Source organism: Frankia sp. CeCAU1, assembly GCF_977971845.1.
In genome coordinates this window covers 1-21,775 of sequence record NZ_CDWWXA010000066.1, presented here as the reverse complement: position 1 = coordinate 21,775, position 21,775 = coordinate 1, and the positions used below count along the sequence as shown (strand labels likewise).

Genomic DNA, 21,775 nt, shown 5'->3' with positions numbered 1-21,775 from the left:
CCTGGCGGATGTCCGCGGCGGCGTCCAGCAGTTGGCCCACCGTGCGGCGGGGACGGCCATCCCGGAGGGGATCGGGCTCGCCACGAAAGCGTCGCAGCACTTCCATCTGAACCCGGGACCCATGGCCCTGCGCGACCTGGAGCAGGAGTTTCTCCTTGTCACCGGAGGGAAGATCCTTGATCCACCCGGCCAGGGCGCGGGGATCTTCCCTGGCCTGGGCCGCCGGCGGACTCGCCTGGGCCGCGGCGGCAAGCAGATCGGCGTCGAGACGGAGAAAATCCACCAGAGCCCGCTGCGGTGCGGTCAGGGAACCCAGCCCGGCGGGCACCGGCGGCTCGAGCTCGTCTTCGGCCTCGTCATCGAAGACTTCCTCGTCGCGTTCCCACACCCCGTAGGCCGCCAGCCAGGCCAGATAAAGCGGCCGCAGATCACCGGCGGCGAGTTCGGCACGGACACCGACGATCGCCGACAACGAGTCCTCGGCGCCCTCCACCCAGTCCCCGCTCTCGTCCTCACTACTCAGATCGAGGACGAGATGCTCCCTGGTGGTCCAGGCGGTCACCTGCGGATCGACGCAGTACTGCTCGGCGACCTTGAGAGCGAGCAGGGCGCGGGGCAGACGGAACATCACCCGGCGGGTGCCCCAGTTCGCGAGATAGAGATGGGCGTCGTAGAGGCGCTCCACCATCTTCCGGGGATCACCGCGGAAGTCACCCCAGTGGTATTCGTTGGTGAAACTGGTGGCGGTGATCCTGGCCCGGGTGGACAGCGCGCGGACCTCGTCCTGCTGCCGCGCGTCCAGAGGCCGGTCGACGGCCAGGAACTCGTAGTACTGGTACGTGGACATCTTCTACCTTATTTTGCCGCTTCGCCCCGTCAGGCTGCCCAGCGCCGGTAGGCCTCGATCCATTCCACCCCACCCGGGGGAGGGTCGGGCAACGGCAGGTCCAGAATCCCGATCGCCTGGCGATAACGCCCCCGGGTGCAGACCGCGACGATACCGCTTCCAGGCAGCAGATCGATCCCCATCACTGTCACTTCCACGCCCAGTACGGTGGCCCGGAAGGGAACGGTGAGGCTGTCCTCCATCACTGCGTGAAACGCCGCGAGCTGTTCGTCCTCACCATAGGCGTCGACGACGGCACGCTCGACCAGCGCGTCCAGCTCGACGTCACTCAGCTCCGCCATGGTCGGCAGCCTACCGACGCGATGGGCGGACAATCCTCACCGGCCCTCGTCCTACCTGCACTAGGGTATGACCGGGTCCGTGGTCCGCCCGCACCACGACAGCCTGCTCGCGGCCGCCCGCGCTCGTCGACGGCGCAGGGTGCTGCCCACCGCGATGGCCAGCGAGAACAACAACGCGTCTATCAGCGGCCGGGCCAGCACCAGGTTGATGACGAAGATCGAGCCGGTGAGCACGCCGGCGACCCGGGCCAGTAGCCCGGAGAACCGGCGCAGCCCCATCTGGAACTGGGTCTCCTCGTGCCGTTCGCCCAGCCCGAGCGCAATCCGGCCGAACTGGGTACGCGCGCCGGTGGCGACCACCACGGCCGCCGCCGAGCCGGTCCGCACGAGTGTGCCCAGACGCATCCACGATCCCGGTCCCCATACTCCAACCGTTACGCTGCCAGCAGAGCAGACTTACGCTGAGCCGCGCCAGCTGTCGCTAGCTATGACGTGGCATCAGCTATGACGTGGCATCAGAGCAGCCTAGCCGCGGCACCGTCCGGGGCCCGGACCGCCGCCGGCCGCGGGCTTGTCGACCTCCTGGATTCCCACCACCTCCGGTGGGCCGTACCTGGCGCGCACCGCCGCCCTCATCCGCCGCCGATCTCTCGCGTGCGCCCACCGTGATCTCTGGACGCCAGATGGGTGATGCTCGTGAGGTCGATGGTGACGATCTTCGATTGGCCGGCCGGGCGCCTCAGCGGGGGCGAACGTGCCGGTCGAGGAAGGCGAGTGCCCGTGACCAGCCGTCGGCCGCGGCGACCGGGCGGTAGAGCGCCTCCCGGTCATCGCTGTGGAAGGCGTGGCCGGCCCCGGCGTAGCTGACCAGCTCCGTCGGGGCGCCCGAGCGTGCGGCCGCGGCTCGTAGGGCGGCGATCTCGTCGGTGGAGATCAGGGCGTCTTCCTCGCCGTAGAGGCCGAGCCACGGCCCGCGCAACGACGGTGCCGCCTCCACCAGGGCGGGGATGCCGGGCCAGTACGGTGTGCTGATCCCGCCGCCGTAGAACGACACCGCCGCGGCGAGGGTGTGCCGGGTGGCGGTGTGCAGCGCGACCGTGCCACCCATGCAGAAGCCGATGATCGCGCTCCGCTCGGCGGGGAAGCCCGCGGCGAGGAGGTGCCCGAGCGCCGCGTCGATGTCGGCGTCGATGCCCGCGCCGGACAGGGTGCCCATCGTCGACGTGGCCGCGGCCCAGCCGTCGGCCGGGTCCACCTCGTCCAGCCCGTCGCGGTGATACAGGTGCGGGGCCACGGTGAGCCAGCCGGCGGCGGCGAGCCGGTCGCAGACGGAGACCAGGTACGGCGTGATGCCTCGGGCGTCCTGGACGACGACCAAGCCGCCGCGCGGCGGGTCCTTCGCGGCCGGGGCGAGGACCGTGAGCGGCAGCCCGCCGCGGCCGCGGACGGCCTGCGCCCGCAGCCGGGCCCTGTCTTCGCCGTCATGTCGTGTTCGATGGGACGCCGCGTCGTTCGTTCCGGTTGCCATGTCGCCATCCTTCCCGCCGGGGAGCCTTCCCGCCCGATCCGCCTGTCCCGCCCATGGTCCGTCGACCACCTGGTGTCCGGAACCGCCGCGGACCGGCGGATTCACCCGGACATGCCGGCCGCGACACGCCGCCGGACAAGCCCCGACAGCATGAAGGCGTCACGCTACTCCCTGTAGCAGTCTGGCGGGTGTCGCCGGACGGAGGGAGGACACGGTGAGGCAACCACTGCCGAGGGTGGCGGCGGCCTGGGAGGGCGTGGTGGACCCGGCGCACGTCGACCGGACCGTCGGAGTCCTCCTGTGGTGACCGGGGAACGGCATCGTGGCGGCGGCGAACATGATCCTCTTCCGGGGCAGCGCTCCGAGCCGGGACACTCGGCGCCGTCGCCCCCGCCGGCCTCGGGCGAGACCGGCCTGCCCGATCCGGCCGATCCGGCCGGACGGGCGTGGGCCCGGTTCGGCGGCGTCGACGGGCTCGGCACGCACGGTGTCCGGCTGATCGCCGTCATCACCGTCGGCATGGCCCTGCTGATGGGCGTCCTGGTCTGGCTGTACGGAACGTCCGTCACCAGCCTGCGTCCCCGGGACCTGCCGATCCTCACCGTGGGCCCGGCACCCGCGGCGACCGCGCTCGCCGACCAGATCAGCCGGGTGGAGCCGGGCGCCCTCACGGTGCGCACGGTGCCGACGGTGGCCGCCGCCGACCGTGCGCTGCGCGAGCGTGACGCCTACGCCGCGATCGTCATCGGCGGCAACGGCCTGACCCTGCGGGTCGCCTCCGCAGCGAGTCCGGCGGTCACCGAGGCGCTGACTCGGGGCATCCGGGTGTTCATGCCAGGTCTGGAGATCCCGGTGGTCGACGTGGTGGCCAACGCGCCACGGGACCAGGCCGGCGGCGGGCTGGCGGCCGGTTACCTCCCGTTGACGCTGGTGATCACCGCGGCCGGCGTGCTGCTGGCGCGGATGGTGGGGTCGCGGGTGATCCGGCTCGCCGGGCTCGCCGCGCTCGCGGTGCTCTCCGGCTTCGCCGGGGCCGTCGCGCTGCAGGGGGCGTTGGACGTCCTACCCGGGGAGTTCCTGACGACGATGGCGGTCGTGACGTTGCTGGCGCTGGCCGTCGCCGGGCCGGTCCTGGGACTCGGGGCGGTCGCGGGCGTGCCGGGTCTCGTCGCCGCGGTGCTGGTTCTGGTCGCCGGTGCCGCCCTGTCGGCGGCGGCCTCCGCCCCGGAGATGCTGCCACGGCCCTGGGGCGACATCGGCCAGTTTGCGCCGCCGGGGGCGGGTGCCACGCTGCTGCGCTCGACGGCCTACTTCGACGGTGCCGGGGGTGGCCGCCCGGTGCTGGTCCTCGCCGGCTGGTTCGTCGTCGGGCTGGGCCTGGCGGTTGTCGGTCGGCCCGTCCGTCCACAGGAGGGGCGAATCCGCATCAGGCTGACATCCGGCCCGAGCGTCCCGGCGCGCCGAGGCGGCATCCGAGCATAGGGTCACAGACGTGGACCGCCGCATCTTCGGACTGGAGAACGAGTACGGCGTCACCTGCGTGTTCCGGGGGCAGCGACGGCTGTCCCCGGACGAGGTGGCACGGTACCTGTTCCGTCGTGTCGTGTCATGGGGACGCAGCAGCAACGTGTTCCTCAAGAACGGCGCCCGTCTCTACCTGGATGTCGGTAGCCATCCGGAGTACGCCACCCCGGAATGCGACTCCGTGCCCGACCTGGTCACCCACGACAAGGCCGGGGAACGCATCCTCGAGGGCCTGCTCGTCGAGGCCGAACGACGGCTGCGCGAGGAGGGCATCGCCGGCGACATCCATCTGTTCAAGAACAACACCGACTCCGCCGGCAACAGCTACGGCTGTCACGAGAACTACCTCGTCGGTCGGCACGGCGAGTTCTCGAAGCTCGCGGACGTGCTGGTGCCGTTCCTGGTCAGCCGGCAGATCCTGTGCGGCGCGGGCAAGGTGCTGCAGACCCCGCGGGGCGCGGTGTACTGCATCTCCCAGCGCGCCGAGCACATCTGGGAGTCGGTGTCCTCGGCGACCACCCGGTCCCGGCCGATCATCAACACCCGTGACGAGCCGCACGCCGACGCCGAGCGGTTCCGGCGGCTGCACGTGATCGTCGGCGACTCGAACATGAGCGAGACGACCATGCTGCTCAAGCTCGGGGCGACCGACCTGGTGCTGCGCATGATCGAGGCCGGTGTGATGCTGCGGGACATGACCCTGGAGAACCCGATCCGGGCGATTCGCGAGGTCAGCCACGACATGACCTGCCAGCGCAGGATCAAGCTGGCCAACGGACGTGAGGTCAGCGCGCTGGACATCCAGCGGGAGTACCACTCCAAGGCGGTCGAGTTCGTGGAGCGCCGCGGCGGGGACGGGGACGAGGTCGCCAAGCGGGTGCTCGACCTGTGGGGCCGTACCCTGCTCGCGATCGAGACCGACGACCTCGAGCTCGTCGCCCGTGAGATCGACTGGGTGACGAAGTACGTGCTCATCGAGCGTTTCCGGTACAAGCACGGGCTGTCGCTGGCCTCGCCGCGGGTCGCCGAGCTCGACCTGAAATACCACGACATCCACCGCGACCGGGGCCTGTACTACCGGATGGAACGGGCTGGTCTGGTCGAGCGCGTCACCCGTGATCTCGACGTCTTCGAGGCCAAGTCACGCCCCCCGCAGACCACCCGCGCCCGGCTGCGCGGCGAGTTCATCAAGCGTGCCCAGGAGAAACGCCGGGACTTCACGGTCGACTGGGTCCACCTGAAGCTCAATGATCAGGCCCAGCGTACGGTCCTGTGCAAGGACCCGTTCCGTTCCGTTGATGATCGGGTCGACAAGCTCATCGCCAGTATGTGAGGACTCGAGCCCCTGTGATGTTCGTGCCGCGACGCGCCGGCGTCGTCCTGCCCTTCGCGTCAGCCCGTCCCGGCTCGCGTGGCAGCGGCCGTCGGCCGTCCGCCACCCGCCGGCACCTGCTCGCGGGTGCCGTGCTGCCCGCCGTGCTGCTCGCCCCGCTCCTGGTCGGCTGCGGCGCCTCCGACGCCCCCGACGGCACCAGGGCGGCGCCGGTGCCCTCCCGGACGGCCGCCGACGATACCTCCGGGCGGGTCCCCGCGGTCGCGGGTGCCACCGACCTGAGCCGCAAGCCGATCTCCGCGGCGGGCCGGGGGACGGCGCCGGCCACGCTGGTCACCACCGATCTCGTGACCGGTCACGGCGCGCTCGCCTCCGCCACCAGCACCGTCACGGTCCGGTACGTGGGCGTGCTCTGGCGCGACGGCAAGGAGTTCGACAGCAGCTGGGCGGGGGGCCAGCCGGCGACCTTCCCGCTGGACGGCACGATCGCCGGCTTCGGGCAGGGCATCGACGGGATGCGCGTCGGCGGCCGCCGCCAGATCATCATCCCGCCGGACCTCGGGTACGGCCCGGTGGGGGGACGTCCGCCGACGATCCTCGCCGACGACACCCTGGTGTTCGTGGTGGACCTGATCGCGGTCGACGGCGCCACCTCGGGTGTCGGGGCCACGCCGGGTGTCGGGGCCACGCCGGGTGTCGGGGCCACGCCGGGTGTCGGGGCCACGCCGGGTGTCGGGGCCACGCCGGGTGTCGGGGCCGGCGCCGGCCAGCCGTAGCCCACGGGCCCTCACCCGGCCCGGCCGGGGGTGGCCCGGTGGGCCCGGTGGGCCCGGTGCGCCAGCGGCGGGGATGGGGTGGTGCGTGCCCGGTGAACTCCGGCGGCTACCCTTTACGGGTGTGTCCCGGCGACGGGTGGAGCGGCTCCTCAACCTGACGATGTGCCTGATGGCGACATCGCGCTTCCTCACCGTGTCCCAGATCGGCGAGCTGGTGGAGGGCTACGAGCCCGGGCGCACCGAGGAGGAGCAGGACGCCTTCCGGCGGATGTTCGAGCGGGACAAGGCGTATCTGCGGGAGATCGGCATCCCCTTGGAGACCGGCGCTGACTCGGCGTTCAGCAACGAGACCGGCTACCGCATCCGCCGCGGCGACTACGCGCTGCCCGACATCGCCCTGGAACCGGACGAGGCCGCGGCCCTGGCCGTCGCCGGCTCGCTGTGGTCGAGCACGGCGCTCGCCGGGCCGGCCGCCAGCGCCCTGCGCAAGCTCGACGCGGGCGGGGCCGCGGTGAGCGGTGGCGGGCTCGGCGCGCTCGACGGCTTCGAACCGCGGGTCGATGCGACCGAGCCGGCCTTCGAGCAGTGCCTCGCGGCGGTCCAGGCCGGTCGGACCATCCGCTTCCCGTACCGGAAGGTCGGTGAGACGGACTCCGCCGACCGGCACGTCGAGCCCTGGGGGGTGCTGTCGTGGCGGGGGCGGTGGTACCTTGCCGGGCACGACCTGCACCGTGGTGCGGCCCGGGTGTTCCGGCTGTCCCGGTTCACCGGCCCGGTGCGCATGGTCGGACCGGCCGGCGCGGTCCAGGTCCCGCCAGGGGTCGACCTGCGGGCGATGGTCTCGGCGCAGGCCCCCCCGGACCGCTTCCGGACCGCCACGCTGGCGGTCCGCCGGGGCAGCGCGCACGCGCTGCGGCGGTACGCCCGCCCGTCGCCGGATACGAATCCACCGCCGGGCATGGATCTGCTGGAGATGGACTTCGCCGACACCGAACAGCTCGCCCGGTGGATCGTCGGATCGGGTCCGGACGTCGTCGTCGTCGACCCACCCGAGCTGCGCGCGGCTGTGGTCGGTCGGCTCCGGGCGGCCCTCACGGGCACCGCCGCCACGCTCGCGGGCACCGCCGCCCGCGACGTGGCGTCCCCACCTGCGGGGGTGCGCCGCGACGAACGTCCGGTGAGCGCCCGATGATCCGCCGTGCGGCGCCCGCCCCGGCTCATCGTCCACCGCCCGCCCCGGGCACGCGGTGAGCGCCGCCACCGACCGGCTGAGCCGGCTGCTCGCGCTCGTCCCCTGGTTGCGGGCGCATCCCGGGATCTCCCTGACCGAGGCGGCCGCGGCCTTCGGGGTCACCCCCCGCCAGCTGCGCGACGACCTCGACCTGCTGTTCGTCTGCGGTCTGCCCGGCGGCGCGCCCGGGGACCTCATCGACCTGAGCTACTCCGGCGATCAGATCACCATCGTCGATCCGCAGACCCTCGACCGGCCGCTGCGGCTGTCGGTCGACGAGGCGACCGCCCTGATCGTCGCAGCCCGCGCGCTCGCCGACGTGCCCGGCCTCGCCGGCCGCGAGGCCCTGGATCGGGCGCTGGAGAAGTTGGAGGAGGCGGTCGGCACCGCCGGCACCGCCGCCGTCGGCCAGGTACGCGTCACCCTCGACGTCCACGACGAGGTCCTCGCGGTGGTGCAGCGGGCGCTGCGGGACCGCCGGCGGGTGCATCTGCGTTACCTGGTGTGGTCCCGCGACGAGCTGACCGAGCGCGAGGTCGACCCGATGCGGGTGCTGGTCCAGGACGGCCGCTGGTACCTGGAGGGATGGTGCCACCGGGCGGAGGCGGTGCGGCTGTTCCGGCTGGACCGCATCGACGGGCCGGGCGGGGTGACGATCCTCGACGCCCCGGCGGTTCCGCCGCCGGGCACGGTGTCCCGCGACACCAGGGAGGGGATCTACCGGCCCGGCCCGGCGGACGTGCGGGTCGTGCTGGAGCTGGCGTCCCCGGCCCGGTGGGTGGCCGACTACTACCCGGTCACCGGGATGCGCGAGCTGCCCGGTGGACGGCTCGAGGTCACGCTGTACGCCGGGGAGACCTTCTGGCTGCACCGGCTGGTCCTCGGCCTCGGGGCCGACGTGCGGGTGGTCGAGCCGCCGGCGCTCGCCGAGGAGGTGCACGCCTTGGCCCGCCGGGCCCTGCTCGCCTACGGGCTCACGCCGACCGCCGAGTAGGGTGATCGGTATGTTCTGGGCGCTCCTCTACCTCGTCCTCATCGTCGGCGCGCTTGCCCTGCTGGCGCTCAGTGCGTGGCGGGTGTGGCAGAAGATGCGCGCGGTGCGGGCCGTCACGACGGAGCTGTCCGCGCGGGTCTCGGCCCTGGCCTCGGACACCGCGGCGCTCGCGGCGCGGCTCGACCACGCCGAGGTCAGTGCGCGGCTCGCCGAACGCACGTCCTGACCGGATCCTCGCCTGACCGGATCCGTGGTCCCCGTGTGGTCTGCCGGGAGCGACCGTCGCGTGACGTCGATCGTGCCATATGGCGTTGTGTCGCTACAATTTGGGACTTCCGGCTTGACGAGGTAGCGGTCGGTGATGATTTGGGTTTCCGGCGTCGTTGTGGACACGCTTTCCCCGCCGAGTGCTACGAGCTATCGTGCAGGCTGACTTCGTTGCGCATCCGTCATCTCCGGGATACCCGCACGCCGTCTATCCTCTCCTAGGCTGGCGGACGTAGCATCGATCGCACCGGTCGTCGGACCGGGCCCGGTACCGCGCTCATCGGAGGACGCCGACCATGCCAAACCTGGGCACCACCGAAATCATCATCATCGCCCTCGTCGTTCTGGTGCTATTCGGGTCGAAGAAGCTTCCCGACGCCGCGCGTTCCTTCGGTCGTTCGCTGCGCATCTTCAAGGCCGAGACGAAGGGCCTGCGCGAGGATGACCAGCCCGCGCCCGCGGCGCAGCCGGCCCCGTTGCCGATCGAGGCCCAGCGGCCGGTGGCCCAGCCGCAGGCCGTCGCGCCCGGTCAGGCCGTCGCGCCCGGTCAGGCCGTCGCGCCCGGTCAGGCCGTCGCGCCCGGTCAGGTCTCCGCCTCGTCCGTGAACGGCACCGCGTCGGCCGCCGACCGGGGCTGACCTCACGGCGGTTCCACGGCCTGTCGGGCGTCCGCCGGCGCCCCTTCCTCCTTCCTCTCGACCAGGAGCCGCCGACGTGCCAGGGTTGCCCACGCCGCGAAGGCTCGTCGCCTCGGTGAACCACCGCCGCACGCGCACTGTCGAGGACAGTCGCATGCCGCTCACCGAGCATCTGCGTGAGCTGCGCAACCGCGTCGCCATCGCGCTCCTCGCGTTCGCGATCGCCGGTGTCGTCTGTTTCATCTTCGAGCCGCGCATCTTCGACTGGCTCAAGGCGCCATACTGCGACCTGCCGGCGAGCAAGCGGTTCAGCCCGGACGGCCTGGCGGCGAACGACTGCACCCTGTACTTCTTCGGCATCCTCGACGCGTTCACCATCCGCCTGAAGATCTCCATGATCGCCGCGGTGGTGGTCTCCTCGCCGGTGTGGCTGTACCAACTCTGGTCCTTCATCACCCCTGGTCTGCACCGTCATGAGCGGCGCTGGTCACTGACCTTCGTCGGTGTCTCCCTCGTCCTGTTCGCCACCGGCGCGGTCTTCGCCTACCTGACGTTGTCGACCGGGCTGGGCCTGCTGCTCGGCTTCGGCGGCAACGGGCTGGTCAGCGTCCTGGACGGCAACCGGTACCTCAGCTACGTCCAGGCGATGCTGCTGATCTTCGGACTGTCGTTCGAGGTTCCGCTGCTCGTCACGATGCTGAATCTGGCCGGGATCGTCAGCACCGCCAAGCTGCGCTCCTGGCGGCGGCCCGAGATCTTCCTGGTGTTCGTGTTCGCCGCGGTCGTCACCCCCAGCCAGGACCCGTTCACCATGCTCGCGCTGGGCCTGCCCATGGTGCTCCTCTACGAGGTCGCGCTGATCATCGGGTGGCTGAACGACCGGCGGGTGGCCCGCCGCGGGGACACCTCCCCGTATGCCGACCTGGACGACGACGAGACCTCCCCGCTGGACTTCGACGACGCCCCGCCCCGCCCCGCGGCCTCCGCGGCGACGGCCACGTCGCCCGGCACGGCGAATCCGCCCGGCACGGTGAACCCTGCCGGCACCGGGTCGTCAACACCCGTCGGCGCGGGGACGGCCCCCGTCTCCCCAAGCACCGACGTCACCCACGGCGACATCACCTGACGCTCGTAGGTTCTTCCCGGCCGGTCGGGACCGGCATGAACCGGTCGGCTGCCGGCCGTCGCGTCCCGTAGGGTGGCTGATGTGTCCTCCACGCCCGAGATTCTTGTGGAGTTCGCCGCTGGCCTCCCCTTCGGACTCGACCCGTTCCAGTTCGAGGCGGTCGCGGCGCTGGCTGCCGGTGAAGGGGTGCTCGTCGCGGCCCCGACGGGAGCGGGTAAGACGGTCGTCGGCGAGTTCGCCGCCCATCTCGCCCTGCGCACCGGGACGCGTTGCTTCTACACGACGCCGATCAAGGCGCTGTCGAACCAGAAGTACGCCGATCTCGTCTCCCGCTACGGCGCCGTCTCGGTCGGCCTGCTGACCGGGGACACCTCCCGCAACGGCGACGCCCCGATCGTGGTGATGACCACCGAGGTCCTACGCAACATGCTCTACGCCGGCCCGGTCGACAACGGCCGGCTGGACGACCTCGGCTACGTCGTCATGGACGAGGTGCACTACCTCGCTGACCGCCAGCGCGGCGCCGTGTGGGAGGAGGTCATCATCCATCTGCCGGCGCAGGTCCGGCTGGTCTCCCTGTCCGCAACGGTGAGCAACGCCGAGGAGTTCGCCGAGTGGCTGGTCACGGTGTGCGGCCATACCCGGGTCATCGTCAGCGATCATCGTCCCGTTCCGCTGTGGCAGCATGTGCTCGCTGACCGCACCCTGTACGACCTGTTCCTCGAGGACACTGCCGGTACCCCGCCGCCGGGCGGACCCGCGGCACTCCGTGCCACCCTGGACGATGATCTCGTCCGGTCGAGGTGGAACGCCGGGGTCGAAGCCGGATTCGAGGTAGCCGGCACCCGGCGCGCCGCCGTCGGCGACCGGGAGCGCGTCGGCGACCGGGACCGCGGACGGGGGCGGGGCGGCAACCGCAACGGCGAACGGGGCCGGGCCACCCAGGGTGGTCGCGGTGGCGACCGTGGCCGCAACGGGGGTGCCGGCCAGGCGCCCGTGGCAGCCATCCCCGCGGCCCGTGGTGGTCCGACGGCGGTCGGTGGACGAGTGGTGAACCCGGACCTGCTGCGGCTGGCCCGCGAGGAGAGCCGGGCGCTGTCGGGGGGCTCTCCCGCAGTCGGCCGCGGTCGGCCGGCGCCCGGCGCGCGCCGGCGGACGTGGGTGCCGGGCCGGCCGGAGGTCGTCGAACGGCTCGACCGCGACGGCCTGCTCCCGGCGATCGTCTTCGTGTTCAGCCGGGCCGGCTGCGATGCGGCGGTCACCTCCTGCGTGCGTGCGGGTCTGCGGCTCGTCGGCCCCGCGGAGCAGCAGCGGATCCGGACCCTGGTCCGGGAACGCACCGCCGGGATCCCCGAGACCGACCTCGCCGTGCTCGACTACTGGGCGTGGCTGGAGGGGCTGGAACGCGGCATCGCATCCCACCACGCCGGCATGCTGCCAACCTTCAAGGAGATCGTCGAGGAGCTGTTCGTCCAGGGGCTGGTCCGGGTGGTCTTCGCCACGGAGACCCTGGCGCTCGGCATCAACATGCCCGCCCGCACCGTCGTGCTGGAGCGGCTGACGAAGTTCAACGGCGAGAGCCGCGTGGACATCACCCCGGGGGAGTACACCCAGCTGACGGGCCGCGCCGGGCGGCGCGGCATCGACGTGGAGGGCCACGCGGTCGTCCTGTGGCAGCCGGGGCTGGATCCGCTCGCGCTCGCGGGGCTGGCCTCCACGCGGACCTATCCGCTGCGCTCGTCGTTCCGGCCGTCGTACAACATGGCCGTCAACCTGGTCGGCAGGCTCGGGCGGGAGCGGGCACGCACCGTGCTGGAGTCGTCGTTCGCGCAGTTTCAGGCCGACCGGGCCGTGGTGGGCCTGGCCCGGGCGGTGCAGCGCAACACCGAGGCGATCGACGCGAAGCGTGAGGCGTTGAGCTGCGACAAGGGTGACATCGGCGAGTACGACCGGTTGCGCCGGGAGATTGCTGAGCGGGAGGCCGCGCTGTCGCGGGAGGGTTCGGCGCGCCGGCGGGCCGAATCCGCGGCGGCGCTCGCCCGGCTGCGGACCGGGGACATCGTGCGGGTGCCCGCCGGGCGGCGCAGCGGGCTCGCTGTCGTGCTCGACGCCGACGCCGCCGCCGCGAATGCCGCCGACGGCCCGCGGCCGGTGGTGCTCACCGCGGACAGGCAGGTTCGCAGGCTGTCCCTGACCGACTTCCCGGTCGCCGTCGAACCGCTCGGCCGGGTCCGGGTGCCGCGGTCGTTCAACCCGCGCTCGCCGCAGTCACGCCGGGATCTGGCCTCCTCCCTGCGCGCCGCCGACGTCAACCCCGATGCCTCTCCGGGCCGGCGGGCCAGGGTCCGTTCGGCCGCGGCGGACGACGCCGAGCTCGCCCGGCTGCGCCGGGCCCTGCGCGCCCATCCGGTGCACGACTGTCCGCGCCGCGAGGAGCACCTGCGCTCCGCCGAGCAGGTCAACCGGCTGGTCAAGGAGACCGCCGCGATCTCACGGAAGGTGGAGGGTCGGACGAACACGGTCGCGAAGACGTTCGACCGGGTCCGCGCCGCGCTCGAGGACCTCGGCTACCTGGACGGGGACCGCGTCACCGCCGCCGGGCGGGTGCTCGCGCGCATCTATTCGGAGCAGGACCTGCTCGTCGCCGAATGCCTGCGCGCCGGCATCTGGGACGATCTCACCCCGCCGGCGCTGGCCGCCGCCGTGTCCACGCTGGTGTTCGAGCCGCGCGGTGACGACGTCGGCGTCCCGGCGCTGCCGGGCGGCGCGGCGCTACGCGACTGCCTCGCCGAGATGGTCCGGCTGTCGGAGCGGCTCGCCGAGGCCGAGCAGGCCCACCGGCTCGCGTTCCTGCGCCCGCCCGAGCTCGGATTCGTCGCCGTCGCGCACGACTGGGCCGCGGGCCGCACGTTGGAACGGGTGCTGACCGACAGTTCCGTGGAACTGACCGCCGGCGATTTCGTCCGGTGGATGCGCCAGCTCATCGACATCCTTGACCAGATCGCGCAGGTCGCTCCGATGGTGCGGGCGGACCCGGGAACGCCGGACGGCGCGCGGGTGCGCCGGACCGCCCGGGCGGCGATGGACGCCGTCCGTCGCGGGGTCGTCGCGTACGCGATGAGCGTCTGAGCCGTGGTCCCTTCCCGCGCCGTGGTCCCTTCCCGCGCCGTGGTCCCTTCCCGCGCCGTGGTCCCTTCCCGCGCCGTGCGCGCGTTCGGTCTGGTCCTCGGTGCCGTGCTGGACGGGCTGCTCGCCGACCCGGCGCGGCTGCATCCGGTCGCCGGGTTCGGGCGGGCCGCGTCCTGGCTGGAGAACCGGCTCTACCGGGACGGCCGGGCGCCCGGAGCGCTGCACACCGCGGTGCTGCTGGCCGCGGTCGCCGTGCCCGCCGTCGCCGCTGAACGCGCCGCTGAACGCGCCGCTGAACGCGCCGCTGAACGCGCCGTCGCGCTCACGGCGGCGGTCACGTGGACCGTCCTCGGTGGCGCCTCGCTGCGCCGTCAGGGCCGACGCCTCGGCGAGGAGCTGCGCGCCGACGATCTCGCCGCGGCCCGGGAACGGCTCCCGGCGCTGTGCGGACGCGATCCGGCGTCGCTGGACGCCGCCGGGATCGCCCGCGGCGCGATCGAGTCCATCGCCGAGAACACCTCCGACGCGCTGGTCGCCCCGCTGTGGTGGGGGGCGCTCGCCGGCCTGCCCGGCCTGGTCACCTACCGGGCGATCAACACCCTTGACGCGATGATCGGGCACCACAGCCCCCGGTACGAACGCTTCGGCTGGGCGGCGGCGCGCCTCGACGATCTGGCGAACCTGTTCCCGGCGCGGATGTGCGCGCTGGTGACCTGCGCGTGCGCCCCGGTCGTCGGCGGTTCGGCGGTCGACGCGTACTGGGTCATGCGCCGGGACGGCCGGTCGCATCCCAGCCCCAACGCCGGGATGATGGAGGCCGCGTTCGCCGGGGCGCTGGGGCTGCGGCTCGGGGGAGAGCTGCGCTACCCCTACCGCGTCGAGCACCGGCCGGAGCTCGGGTTCGGCCGGCGGCCGCAGGGCGCGGACGTCGCAGCCGCGGCCCGGTTGTCCGCGGCGGTGAGCGTGGTCTGTGTCGCGCTGACGGCGGCGGCGGCTCCGGTGGCGCGGCTGGTCACCTCCGCCCTGACCGCGCGCCTCGGCCTCGGTACCGGCTCCGGACGCTCTGGCTCCGAGGGCTCTGGTGGGCCCGGGAGAAGAGAGCGCCGCCGGTGAGCGGGGGACTGCTGGTCGCCGGGACCGCGTCGGATGCCGGCAAGAGCGTGCTGACCGCGGGGATCTGCCGGTGGCTGGCGCGGGAGGGGGTGCGGGTCGCCCCGTTCAAGGCGCAGAACATGGCGTTGAACTCGGCGGTCACCGCCGATGGTGCGGAGATCGGCCGGGCCCAGGCGATGCAGGCGGCGGCGGCCGGTGTCGAACCGGAGGCGGCGATGAACCCGGTGCTGCTCAAACCGGGGGGCCAGCGGCACAGCCAGCTCGTTGTGCTGGGCCGCCCGGTCGCCGAGGTCGACGCGCTCGGCTACCGCCCGTACAAGGAACGGCTGGCCGCGATCGTCCTGGAGTGCCTGGACGACCTGCGCGGCCGGTTCGACGCGGTGATCTGCGAGGGGGCCGGTTCCCCGGCGGAGATCAACCTGCGTTCGACCGACATCGCCAACATGGGCCTGGCGCGCGCCGCGAACCTGCCGGTGATCGTGGTCGGCGACATCGACAAGGGCGGGGTCTTCGCCGCCCTGTTCGGCACGCTGGCCCTGCTCGATGCGGCCGACCAGGCGTTGGTTGCCGGCTGGGTGATCAATCGATTCCGTGGCGACGCCCGGCTGCTCGAACCCGGGCTGCGCCAGATCGAACGGCTCACCGGCCGGCCGGTGCACGGCGTCGTCCCCTGGAAGGCGGGGTTGTGGCTGGACGTCGAGGACTCCCTCGACCTCGCCGCCTTCCCCGACGCCGAGCCCTTCCCCGACGCCGAGCCCTTCCCCGACGCCGAGCCCTTCCCCGACGCCGAGCCCTGTCCCGAGGCGCGGCCTGCCTCGCACGGCGGTCGGCGGGAGGTGCTGCGGGTCGCCGTCATCCGGCTGCCCCGGCTGTCGAACGTGACCGACATCGACGCGTTGCGCGTCGAGCCCGGGGTCGCGGTGCGCCTGGCCACCCGACCGGACGAGCTCGCCGACGCCGACCTCGTGATCCTGCCGGGCACCCGTTCCACCGTCGAGGACCTGCGCTGGCTGCGTCGCCGTGGTCTCGCCGCGGCCCTCGCCGAACGTGCCGCTGCGGCCCGCCCGGTGCTGGGTATCTGCGGCGGCTACCAGATGCTCGGCCGTCGCATCCGTGACGACGTCGAATCGGGTGCGGGCGAGGTCGATGGTCTCGGCCTGCTCCCGGTCATCACCACGTTCGACCCGGTGAAGCTGCTCGGTCGGCGCGCGGCCACCGATGCCGCCGGCCGACCGCTGACCGGCTACGAGATCCGGCACGGGCGGCTGAGCGTCGAGGAGCATCCGGACAGCGCGCCGTTCGCAGCGGACGGGGTGCGCGTCGGCGCGGTCGCCGGCACGAGCTGGCACGGGGTGCTGGAGAACGACGCGTTCCGCCGCGCCTATCTCGCCGACGTGGCCACGGCCGCGGGGCGTTCGTTCGTCCCGGCGTTCACGTGCTTCGCCGATGCTCGGCAGCGCCGCCTCGACGCCCTCGGTGACCTCGTCGCCGACCATCTCGACACAGGCGCCCTGCGCCGCCTGCTCGCCGAGGGCACACCCGCCGGCCTGCCGTTCGTCCCCCCGGGCACATCCTGATAATCAACGGTGTTGACATCGTCGCACCACACAAAATTGATCATGAAAACCACCACGAATAGCATCTGGGTGGCAGAGGCAGGGGTTGACCGTTACCCGGAACGCCGTGGAAAGCTGGTGCAGGTGGGCAATGGACGGCTCGAAATCGACGGGGTGTCGAAACGGTACGGCGACGTCGTCGCGTTGGAGTCGATGACGTTCGAGGTGCGGGCCGGCGAGCTGTTCGGGTTCGTCGGCAGCAACGGTGCCGGGAAGACGACGACGATGCGTATCGCCCTCGGGGTGCTCGCGGCGGATTCCGGGGTCGTGCGTTATGACGGCGTTCCGCTGACGTTACGCACCCGCCGCCGGATCGGCTACATGCCGGAGGAACGCGGTCTGTACCCGCGGATGCGGGTGGGTGAGCAGCTCGTCTACCTCGCGCAACTGCACGGAATGGGGCTGGCGGCAGCCCGTCGGGCAGTGGCGCGGTGGACCGAGCGGCTGGGGGTGTCCAGCCGCTTGGACGACGAGGTGCAGAAGCTCAGCCTCGGGAACCAGCAGCGGGTGCAGCTGGCCGCCGCGCTCGTGCACGATCCGGTCGTCCTGGTACTCGACGAGTCGTTCTCCGGATTGGACCCGGTGGCCGTCGACGTGATGAGCGAGGTGCTGCGGGAGCGTCGCGCCGCCGGGGTTCCGGTGATGTTCTCCAGCCATCAGCTCGATCTCGTCGAGCGGTTGTGCGACCGGGTCGGGATCGTGCGGGCGGGCCGGATGGTCGCCTGCGGTTCGGTTGACGAGTTGCGCGCGGGTGGTGATCTGCAGGTGGTGGTGGACGCGCCGGCGGCGCCGCCGGGCTGGGCCGACGGGATACCGGGGGTCGTCGTGCGTCACCGGGACGGGCCGCGGACGGTGCTGGGCCTCACCGCGGGTGCCGACGACCAGGCGGTACTGCGCGCGGCGCTGGCCACGGGCCCGGTGCGGGAGTTCCGTCGTCGCCGGCCGTCGTTGACCGAGCTGTTCCGTAACGTCGTCGTGCAGGCCGGGCAGCAGCCGGGGAGTGGGGCGTTCCCGGAGAACGCGGCGTGAGCGTGCGGGGGCTGGATGGCGCGGCGCAGGGGTCGGGCCGGGTGATCCGGCTGATCGCCCGGCGGGAGATCGTGACGAGGACCAGGTCGCGGGCCTTCCGGATCACCACGGGGCTGTTCGTCCTCGGGATCGGCGCCATGGTGCTGCTGATGTCCCTGACCGGCGGCTCGTCGGCGAGCCGGATCGCGTTTACCGCGGTCGACTTCCGGCAGGCGGCGACGGTCGAGGCTGCGGCCCGGTCGCTGGGCGAGGACGTCGAGGTCCGTGCGGTGGCGGATCGGGCGGTCGGCGAGCGGGCCGTGCTCGACGGTGACGTCGACGCGTTCGTCCGCGTGGTTGCGACCCCTGGCGCGGCGGGGAACGCCGTCTACCGGGTGGTCGTCAAGAAGGAGCTCGGCGACCGGCTGACGTCGGTGTTGAGCCTCGCCGCCCGGCAGGTCGCGCTCGAGCGCCAGGTCGTGGGGCTCGGTGGTGATCCGGCCGTCGTGGGGCGAGCCGTGTCCGCGGCCACGGTCCAGGTCAGCGCCCTGCGGCCGGCCTCGGAACGGGACGGGGCCCGGTTGCTGCTCGGCCTGCTCTCCGGCGGGCTGATCTACCTGTCTCTGCTGATCTTCGGCCCGGCCGTGGCGCAGGGGGTGATCGAGGAGAAGAGCAGCCGGGTGGTGGAGCTGCTGCTGGCGACCGTGCGTCCGTGGCAGCTGATGGCCGGCAAGGTCATCGGGATCGGCGCCGTGGCTCTCGGTCAGTTGACGCTGATCGGGGTGGTCGGCGTGTCGTTGGGCCTGACGACCGGGCAGCTCGACATCCCGGCCGGGATCGCGATCGGGTCGGTCGCGCTGGCGCTGCTGTGGTATCTGCTCGGGTTCGCCGTGTACGCGCTGCTGTTCGCGGCCGCCGGGGCACTGGTGTCTCGGCAGGAGGACGCCGGCGGGGTCACGGCACCGATGATCTTGCTGATCGTCGTCCCGTACGTGCTGGGCATCTCGGTGCTGCCGGGGTCGCCGGACAGCGGCCTCATCCTGGTGCTGGCGATGATTCCGCTGTTCGCGCCGGTCCTGATGCCGATGGTGATCGGGATCGGCAGCGTGGCGGGGTGGCAGGTGGTGGTCGCGATGGCGCTGACGCTCGCGCTGATCGGGGCACTGGTCTGGCTGGCCGGGCGGGTGTACGGCAATGCGGTGAAGCGTGGCGGGACCCGGGTGCCGATCCGGGAGGCGCTAGGGACCTCGGCATGACTCGGCCCCTGGTCGATACCATCCGGGACGGGCGGGTCCATCGGACGTCGACCGGGGACACCGAGACCGGGGACACCGAGACCCGGGACACCCCGCGACCCCGGGACACCGAGAACAGGGAACGAGGAGTGGTTCGTGCGAGACATCGCCGTCTTCAGCGGCAGTGCCCATCTGAGTCTCGCCGAGGAGATCTGCACACACCTTGACGTGCCGCTGCATCGGGTGCGGGTGCAGCGTTTTGCCAACGACTGCCTGGAGGTCCAGCTTCCCGCGAACTGCCGGGAACGCGACGTGTTCCTCATCCAGCCGCTGGTCGCACCGGTGCAGGAGAACCTCGTCGAGCTGCTGCTGATGCTGGACGCGGCGCGCGGGGCGTCGGCGGCGCGCACGACGGTCGTGCTGCCGCACTATGCCTATGCCCGCTCGGACAAGAAGGACGCGCCGCGGATCTCGATCGGCGGGCGGCTGGTCGCGGACCTGCTCGTCACCGCGGGTGCGAACCGCGTCCTCGCGATGACCCTGCACTCGCCGCAGGTCCATGGTTTCTTCAGCGTGCCGGTGGATCATCTGCATGCGTTGCGGGAACTCGCCGCGCACTTCCGTCACTACGAGCTGTCGAACACGACGGTGGTCTCCCCGGACCTCGGCAACGCCAAGGAGGCGGCGGCGTTCGCCCGGATGCTCGGGGTGCGGGTGGCGGCGGGGGCCAAGCAGCGTTTCGCCGACGACCGGGTCAGCATCAGCACGGTCATCGGTGACGTGGCCGGCCGGGACGTCATCGTGCTCGACGACGAGATCGCCAAGGGCAGCACCGTGCTCGAGCTGCTTGAGCGGCTGCGTGAGCTGAACGTGCGGTCGGTGCGGGTGGCGTGTACGCACGGGCTGTTTGCGGCGGGTGCGCTTAAGCGCATCGGCGACCAGCCCGAGGTCGCCGAGATCGTGTGCACGAACACGGTGCCAATTCCGGCGGGGGACCGAGTGCCGAAGCTGAAGATTCTCACGGTCGCCCCGGCGCTCGCCGAGGCCATCCGCCGCATCCACAACGGCGAGTCCGTCAGCGCTCTCTTCGACGCCTGACCGTCGCGCCGACTTGGCCCGGGTCTCGGACACACGGGTCCGCCTAATCGCGCGGCGGCCACGTTATGGGGAGCAGGGCACGGTCCAGGGCCCGCAGACCGTCCTCAGGTCCCCCAAATTCGCCGGCCGAAGCACACGTACCCGGAGAAGTTCGCGCACTCGGCCCGGGAGGTCGGTGGCGCGACGGATTCCTGTCGCCGTCCGACGGGGCGGTAGCCGGTTCCGTTCAGCGTTGGCTGACGTCAGGACCGGCTGTACCGTTGAAGCATGGTGAAGGTTGCCTCGCATGCCGAGGTGCTCGCCCGATTCGGGCACGCGCTGTCCGACCCGACGCGGGCCAGATTGCTGCTGGTACTGCGGGAGGGCGCGGCCTACCCCTCGGATCTTGCGGAGATCTTCGGGGTGGGGCGCACGAATCTGTCCAATCATCTGGCCTGTCTGCGTGGTTGCGGATTGGTCGTCGCCACGCCGGAGGGTCGCCGGCAGCGCTACGAGCTCGCCGATGACAAGCTCCGTCATGCCCTGGACGATCTCCTCGGCGTCGTCCTGGCCGTCGACACCGACCACATCCACCCGAACGTCACCGCCCCCGTCGCGGCTGTCGCGCCGGGGAGCCTCGGCGGGGCCCGTGGTGGGGTCTTTGGCGAGGCCGGTGGTGCGGATGACGTCGGCTCCGGGGGCGCCGCCGACCGTGCCGCCCTGGCCGGTGCGTGCGACGCATGACCAGCACCGGCACCTTCGGTGACCAGGGCGTCGGCCACGATGATCGTCGTGGCCGGGATCACGGTCACGGTCATGGTCATGGTGTTTCCGAGATGCCCGGGAGCGCCGGCCAACGGCGCCGGCTGCTGCTGGCGACCGCATTGAACATCGCCATCGTGATCGGGCAGGCGGCGGCGGGGCTCGCGGTCGGTTCGGTCGGTCTGCTCGCCGACGCCGGGCACAACCTGACCGACACTGCCGGCGTGGTGCTCGCGCTCGTCGCGGTGGCACTGTCCCGGCGGCCGCCGTCGGCGAGCCGCACCTTCGGCGGGGTGCGTTGGCCGGTGCTTGCCGCGCAGGCCAACGCCGCCGCCGTGCTGGTCGTGACGGCGCTGCTGGCGGTGGAGTCCCTGCGGCGCCTCGGTTCGACCGGTTTCGTGGATGGGGGAGTGGTGGTCGCCGTCGCGCTGGCCGCCGCCGTTGTCAACGGGGTCAGCGCGTGGGTGGTCCACGGCGGCGATGGTGATCTCAACACCCGGGCCGCGGTGCTGCACCTCGCCGGGGACGCTGCGGTATCCTTGGCGGTCGCCGCCGTCGGCGGGGCCATCTGGCTGGTCGGTGGCTGGTACTGGCTGGATCCGCTGGTCTCGCTGGTGATCGCGCTGCTCATCGCCGTCCAGGGGGCGCGGCTGCTGGCGAGTGCCTCGCGGGTGCTGCTGGAGGCAACCCCGGCGAGCCTGGACGTCGCGGCGGTGCGTGCCGACATCCTGCGCGACCCTCATGTCCTCGACGTGCATGACCTGCACGTCTGGAGCCTGTCTGACCGAGTCCTCGCCGCGTCGGTGCATCTGGAGCTCGGCCATCTCGACAGTGCCCACGGCGACGGGGGCCATCCCAGCCTGGCGCAGGCCCGATCGGTGTCCGATGCGATCAAGGCGATGCTCGCCGCGCGGCACGGCATCACTCACGTGACCATCGAGGCCGAGTGCGAGCCGTGCACCCCGCCGCATGACGACCCGTGCGGTGTCACCCGTGGGCTGGTCCGCCGCGACGGGGACCGGCAGACCGGGCGGCAGCGGCGGCACCGTCGGGAACAGCGGCACCGTCGGGAACAGCGGGGCCGGTCTTCCCGCGATGCCGTGGTCTAGAGCAGAGCCATCCCATCGTCGCCGTGCCCGGTCCGCACACGTGCGCACCGGGCACGGAGGGCCCGCTGGCGGCACCCATCCCGGCATCCCCTGTTTTCGGGATGCCGCCGTTTTCGGATGC

The 21,775-nt window shown here is 72.3% G+C and carries 20 protein-coding genes; 16 read left to right on the top strand and 4 right to left on the bottom strand.

Annotated elements, in window-relative coordinates:
* The 4 genes from AC08OO_RS13200 to AC08OO_RS13185 all read right to left on the bottom strand — a co-directional run.
* A partial coding sequence (locus AC08OO_RS13200; protein WP_476610988.1) for a hypothetical protein occupies positions 1–847 on the bottom strand: 847 nt, incomplete at its 3' end.
* Positions 848–876: 29 nt separating this feature from the next.
* A complete protein-coding gene (locus AC08OO_RS13195; protein ID WP_476610987.1) occupies positions 877–1,188 on the bottom strand; it encodes a hypothetical protein in 312 nt (103 codons plus the stop codon).
* Positions 1,189–1,248: 60 nt separating this feature from the next.
* Positions 1,249–1,593 carry a P-type ATPase actuator domain-containing protein gene (locus AC08OO_RS13190; RefSeq protein WP_035910222.1) on the bottom strand — a complete coding sequence of 115 codons (345 nt, stop codon included), beginning with the start codon at positions 1,591–1,593 and terminating at the stop codon, positions 1,249–1,251.
* Positions 1,594–1,927: 334 nt separating this feature from the next.
* Positions 1,928–2,716, bottom strand: a complete 789-nt coding sequence (locus AC08OO_RS13185) for a dienelactone hydrolase family protein (RefSeq protein WP_476606724.1) — start codon at positions 2,714–2,716, stop codon at positions 1,928–1,930.
* A gap of 300 nt (positions 2,717–3,016) precedes the next feature.
* On the opposite strand from AC08OO_RS13185, the gene AC08OO_RS13180 reads away from it, so the two are divergent.
* The 16 genes from AC08OO_RS13180 to AC08OO_RS13105 all read left to right on the top strand — a co-directional run bounded on the left by AC08OO_RS13180 (position 3,017) and on the right by AC08OO_RS13105 (position 21,654).
* Positions 3,017–4,198 carry a hypothetical protein gene (locus AC08OO_RS13180; protein ID WP_476610986.1) on the top strand — a complete coding sequence of 394 codons (1,182 nt, stop codon included), beginning with the start codon at positions 3,017–3,019 and terminating at the stop codon, positions 4,196–4,198.
* 10 nt (positions 4,199–4,208) lie between these two features.
* A complete protein-coding gene (gene pafA / locus AC08OO_RS13175; RefSeq protein WP_476606726.1) occupies positions 4,209–5,573 on the top strand; it encodes a Pup--protein ligase in 1,365 nt (454 codons plus the stop codon).
* A 14-nt stretch (positions 5,574–5,587) separates the two neighbouring features.
* Positions 5,588–6,349: an FKBP-type peptidyl-prolyl cis-trans isomerase gene (locus tag AC08OO_RS13170; protein ID WP_476618553.1), complete on the top strand. Its 762-nt coding sequence runs from the start codon at positions 5,588–5,590 to the stop codon at positions 6,347–6,349.
* A 169-nt stretch (positions 6,350–6,518) separates the two neighbouring features.
* Positions 6,519–7,541 (top strand): helix-turn-helix transcriptional regulator, encoded by a 1,023-nt coding sequence (locus tag AC08OO_RS13165; RefSeq protein ID WP_476610985.1) that lies wholly within the window; start codon positions 6,519–6,521, stop codon positions 7,539–7,541.
* A gap of 55 nt (positions 7,542–7,596) precedes the next feature.
* Positions 7,597–8,574, top strand: a complete 978-nt coding sequence (locus AC08OO_RS13160) for a helix-turn-helix transcriptional regulator (protein WP_043590948.1) — start codon at positions 7,597–7,599, stop codon at positions 8,572–8,574.
* Between the two features lie 10 nt (positions 8,575–8,584).
* Entirely contained in the window at positions 8,585–8,800 is a 216-nt protein-coding gene (locus AC08OO_RS13155; RefSeq protein ID WP_476606729.1) for a hypothetical protein, read from the top strand.
* A 337-nt stretch (positions 8,801–9,137) separates the two neighbouring features.
* Positions 9,138–9,479: a Sec-independent protein translocase subunit TatA gene (gene tatA, locus AC08OO_RS13150; RefSeq protein ID WP_476610984.1), complete on the top strand. Its 342-nt coding sequence runs from the start codon at positions 9,138–9,140 to the stop codon at positions 9,477–9,479.
* 76 nt (positions 9,480–9,555) lie between these two features.
* Positions 9,556–10,605: a twin-arginine translocase subunit TatC gene (tatC, locus tag AC08OO_RS13145; protein ID WP_476618552.1), complete on the top strand. Its 1,050-nt coding sequence runs from the start codon at positions 9,556–9,558 to the stop codon at positions 10,603–10,605.
* 81 nt (positions 10,606–10,686) lie between these two features.
* On the top strand, positions 10,687–13,734 hold the full coding sequence (locus AC08OO_RS13140) for a DEAD/DEAH box helicase (RefSeq protein WP_476611160.1): 3,048 nt from the start codon (positions 10,687–10,689) through the stop codon (positions 13,732–13,734).
* 39 nt (positions 13,735–13,773) lie between these two features.
* Positions 13,774–14,847, top strand: a complete 1,074-nt coding sequence (locus AC08OO_RS13135; protein WP_476618554.1) for a cobalamin biosynthesis protein — start codon at positions 13,774–13,776, stop codon at positions 14,845–14,847.
* Entirely contained in the window at positions 14,844–16,424 is a 1,581-nt protein-coding gene (locus tag AC08OO_RS13130) for a cobyric acid synthase (protein ID WP_476611162.1), read from the top strand. Before AC08OO_RS13135 ends, AC08OO_RS13130 begins: the two co-directional genes overlap by 4 nt.
* 69 nt (positions 16,425–16,493) lie before the next feature.
* Positions 16,494–17,492 carry an ABC transporter ATP-binding protein gene (locus AC08OO_RS13125; RefSeq protein ID WP_476611163.1) on the top strand — a complete coding sequence of 333 codons (999 nt, stop codon included), beginning with the start codon at positions 16,494–16,496 and terminating at the stop codon, positions 17,490–17,492.
* A complete protein-coding gene (locus AC08OO_RS13120; RefSeq protein WP_476611164.1) occupies positions 17,489–18,727 on the top strand; it encodes an ABC transporter permease in 1,239 nt (412 codons plus the stop codon). Before AC08OO_RS13125 ends, AC08OO_RS13120 begins: the two co-directional genes overlap by 4 nt.
* A 135-nt stretch (positions 18,728–18,862) precedes the next feature.
* Positions 18,863–19,804, top strand: coding sequence for a ribose-phosphate diphosphokinase (locus AC08OO_RS13115; protein WP_476611165.1), 942 nt, complete (start codon positions 18,863–18,865; stop codon positions 19,802–19,804).
* A 267-nt stretch (positions 19,805–20,071) separates the two neighbouring features.
* Complete coding sequence (locus AC08OO_RS13110; protein ID WP_476611166.1) at positions 20,072–20,527, top strand: ArsR/SmtB family transcription factor; 456 nt, start codon at positions 20,072–20,074, stop codon at positions 20,525–20,527.
* A complete protein-coding gene (locus tag AC08OO_RS13105) occupies positions 20,524–21,654 on the top strand; it encodes a cation diffusion facilitator family transporter (protein ID WP_476618551.1) in 1,131 nt (376 codons plus the stop codon). Before AC08OO_RS13110 ends, AC08OO_RS13105 begins: the two co-directional genes overlap by 4 nt.
* Positions 21,655–21,775 lie beyond the last annotated feature (121 nt).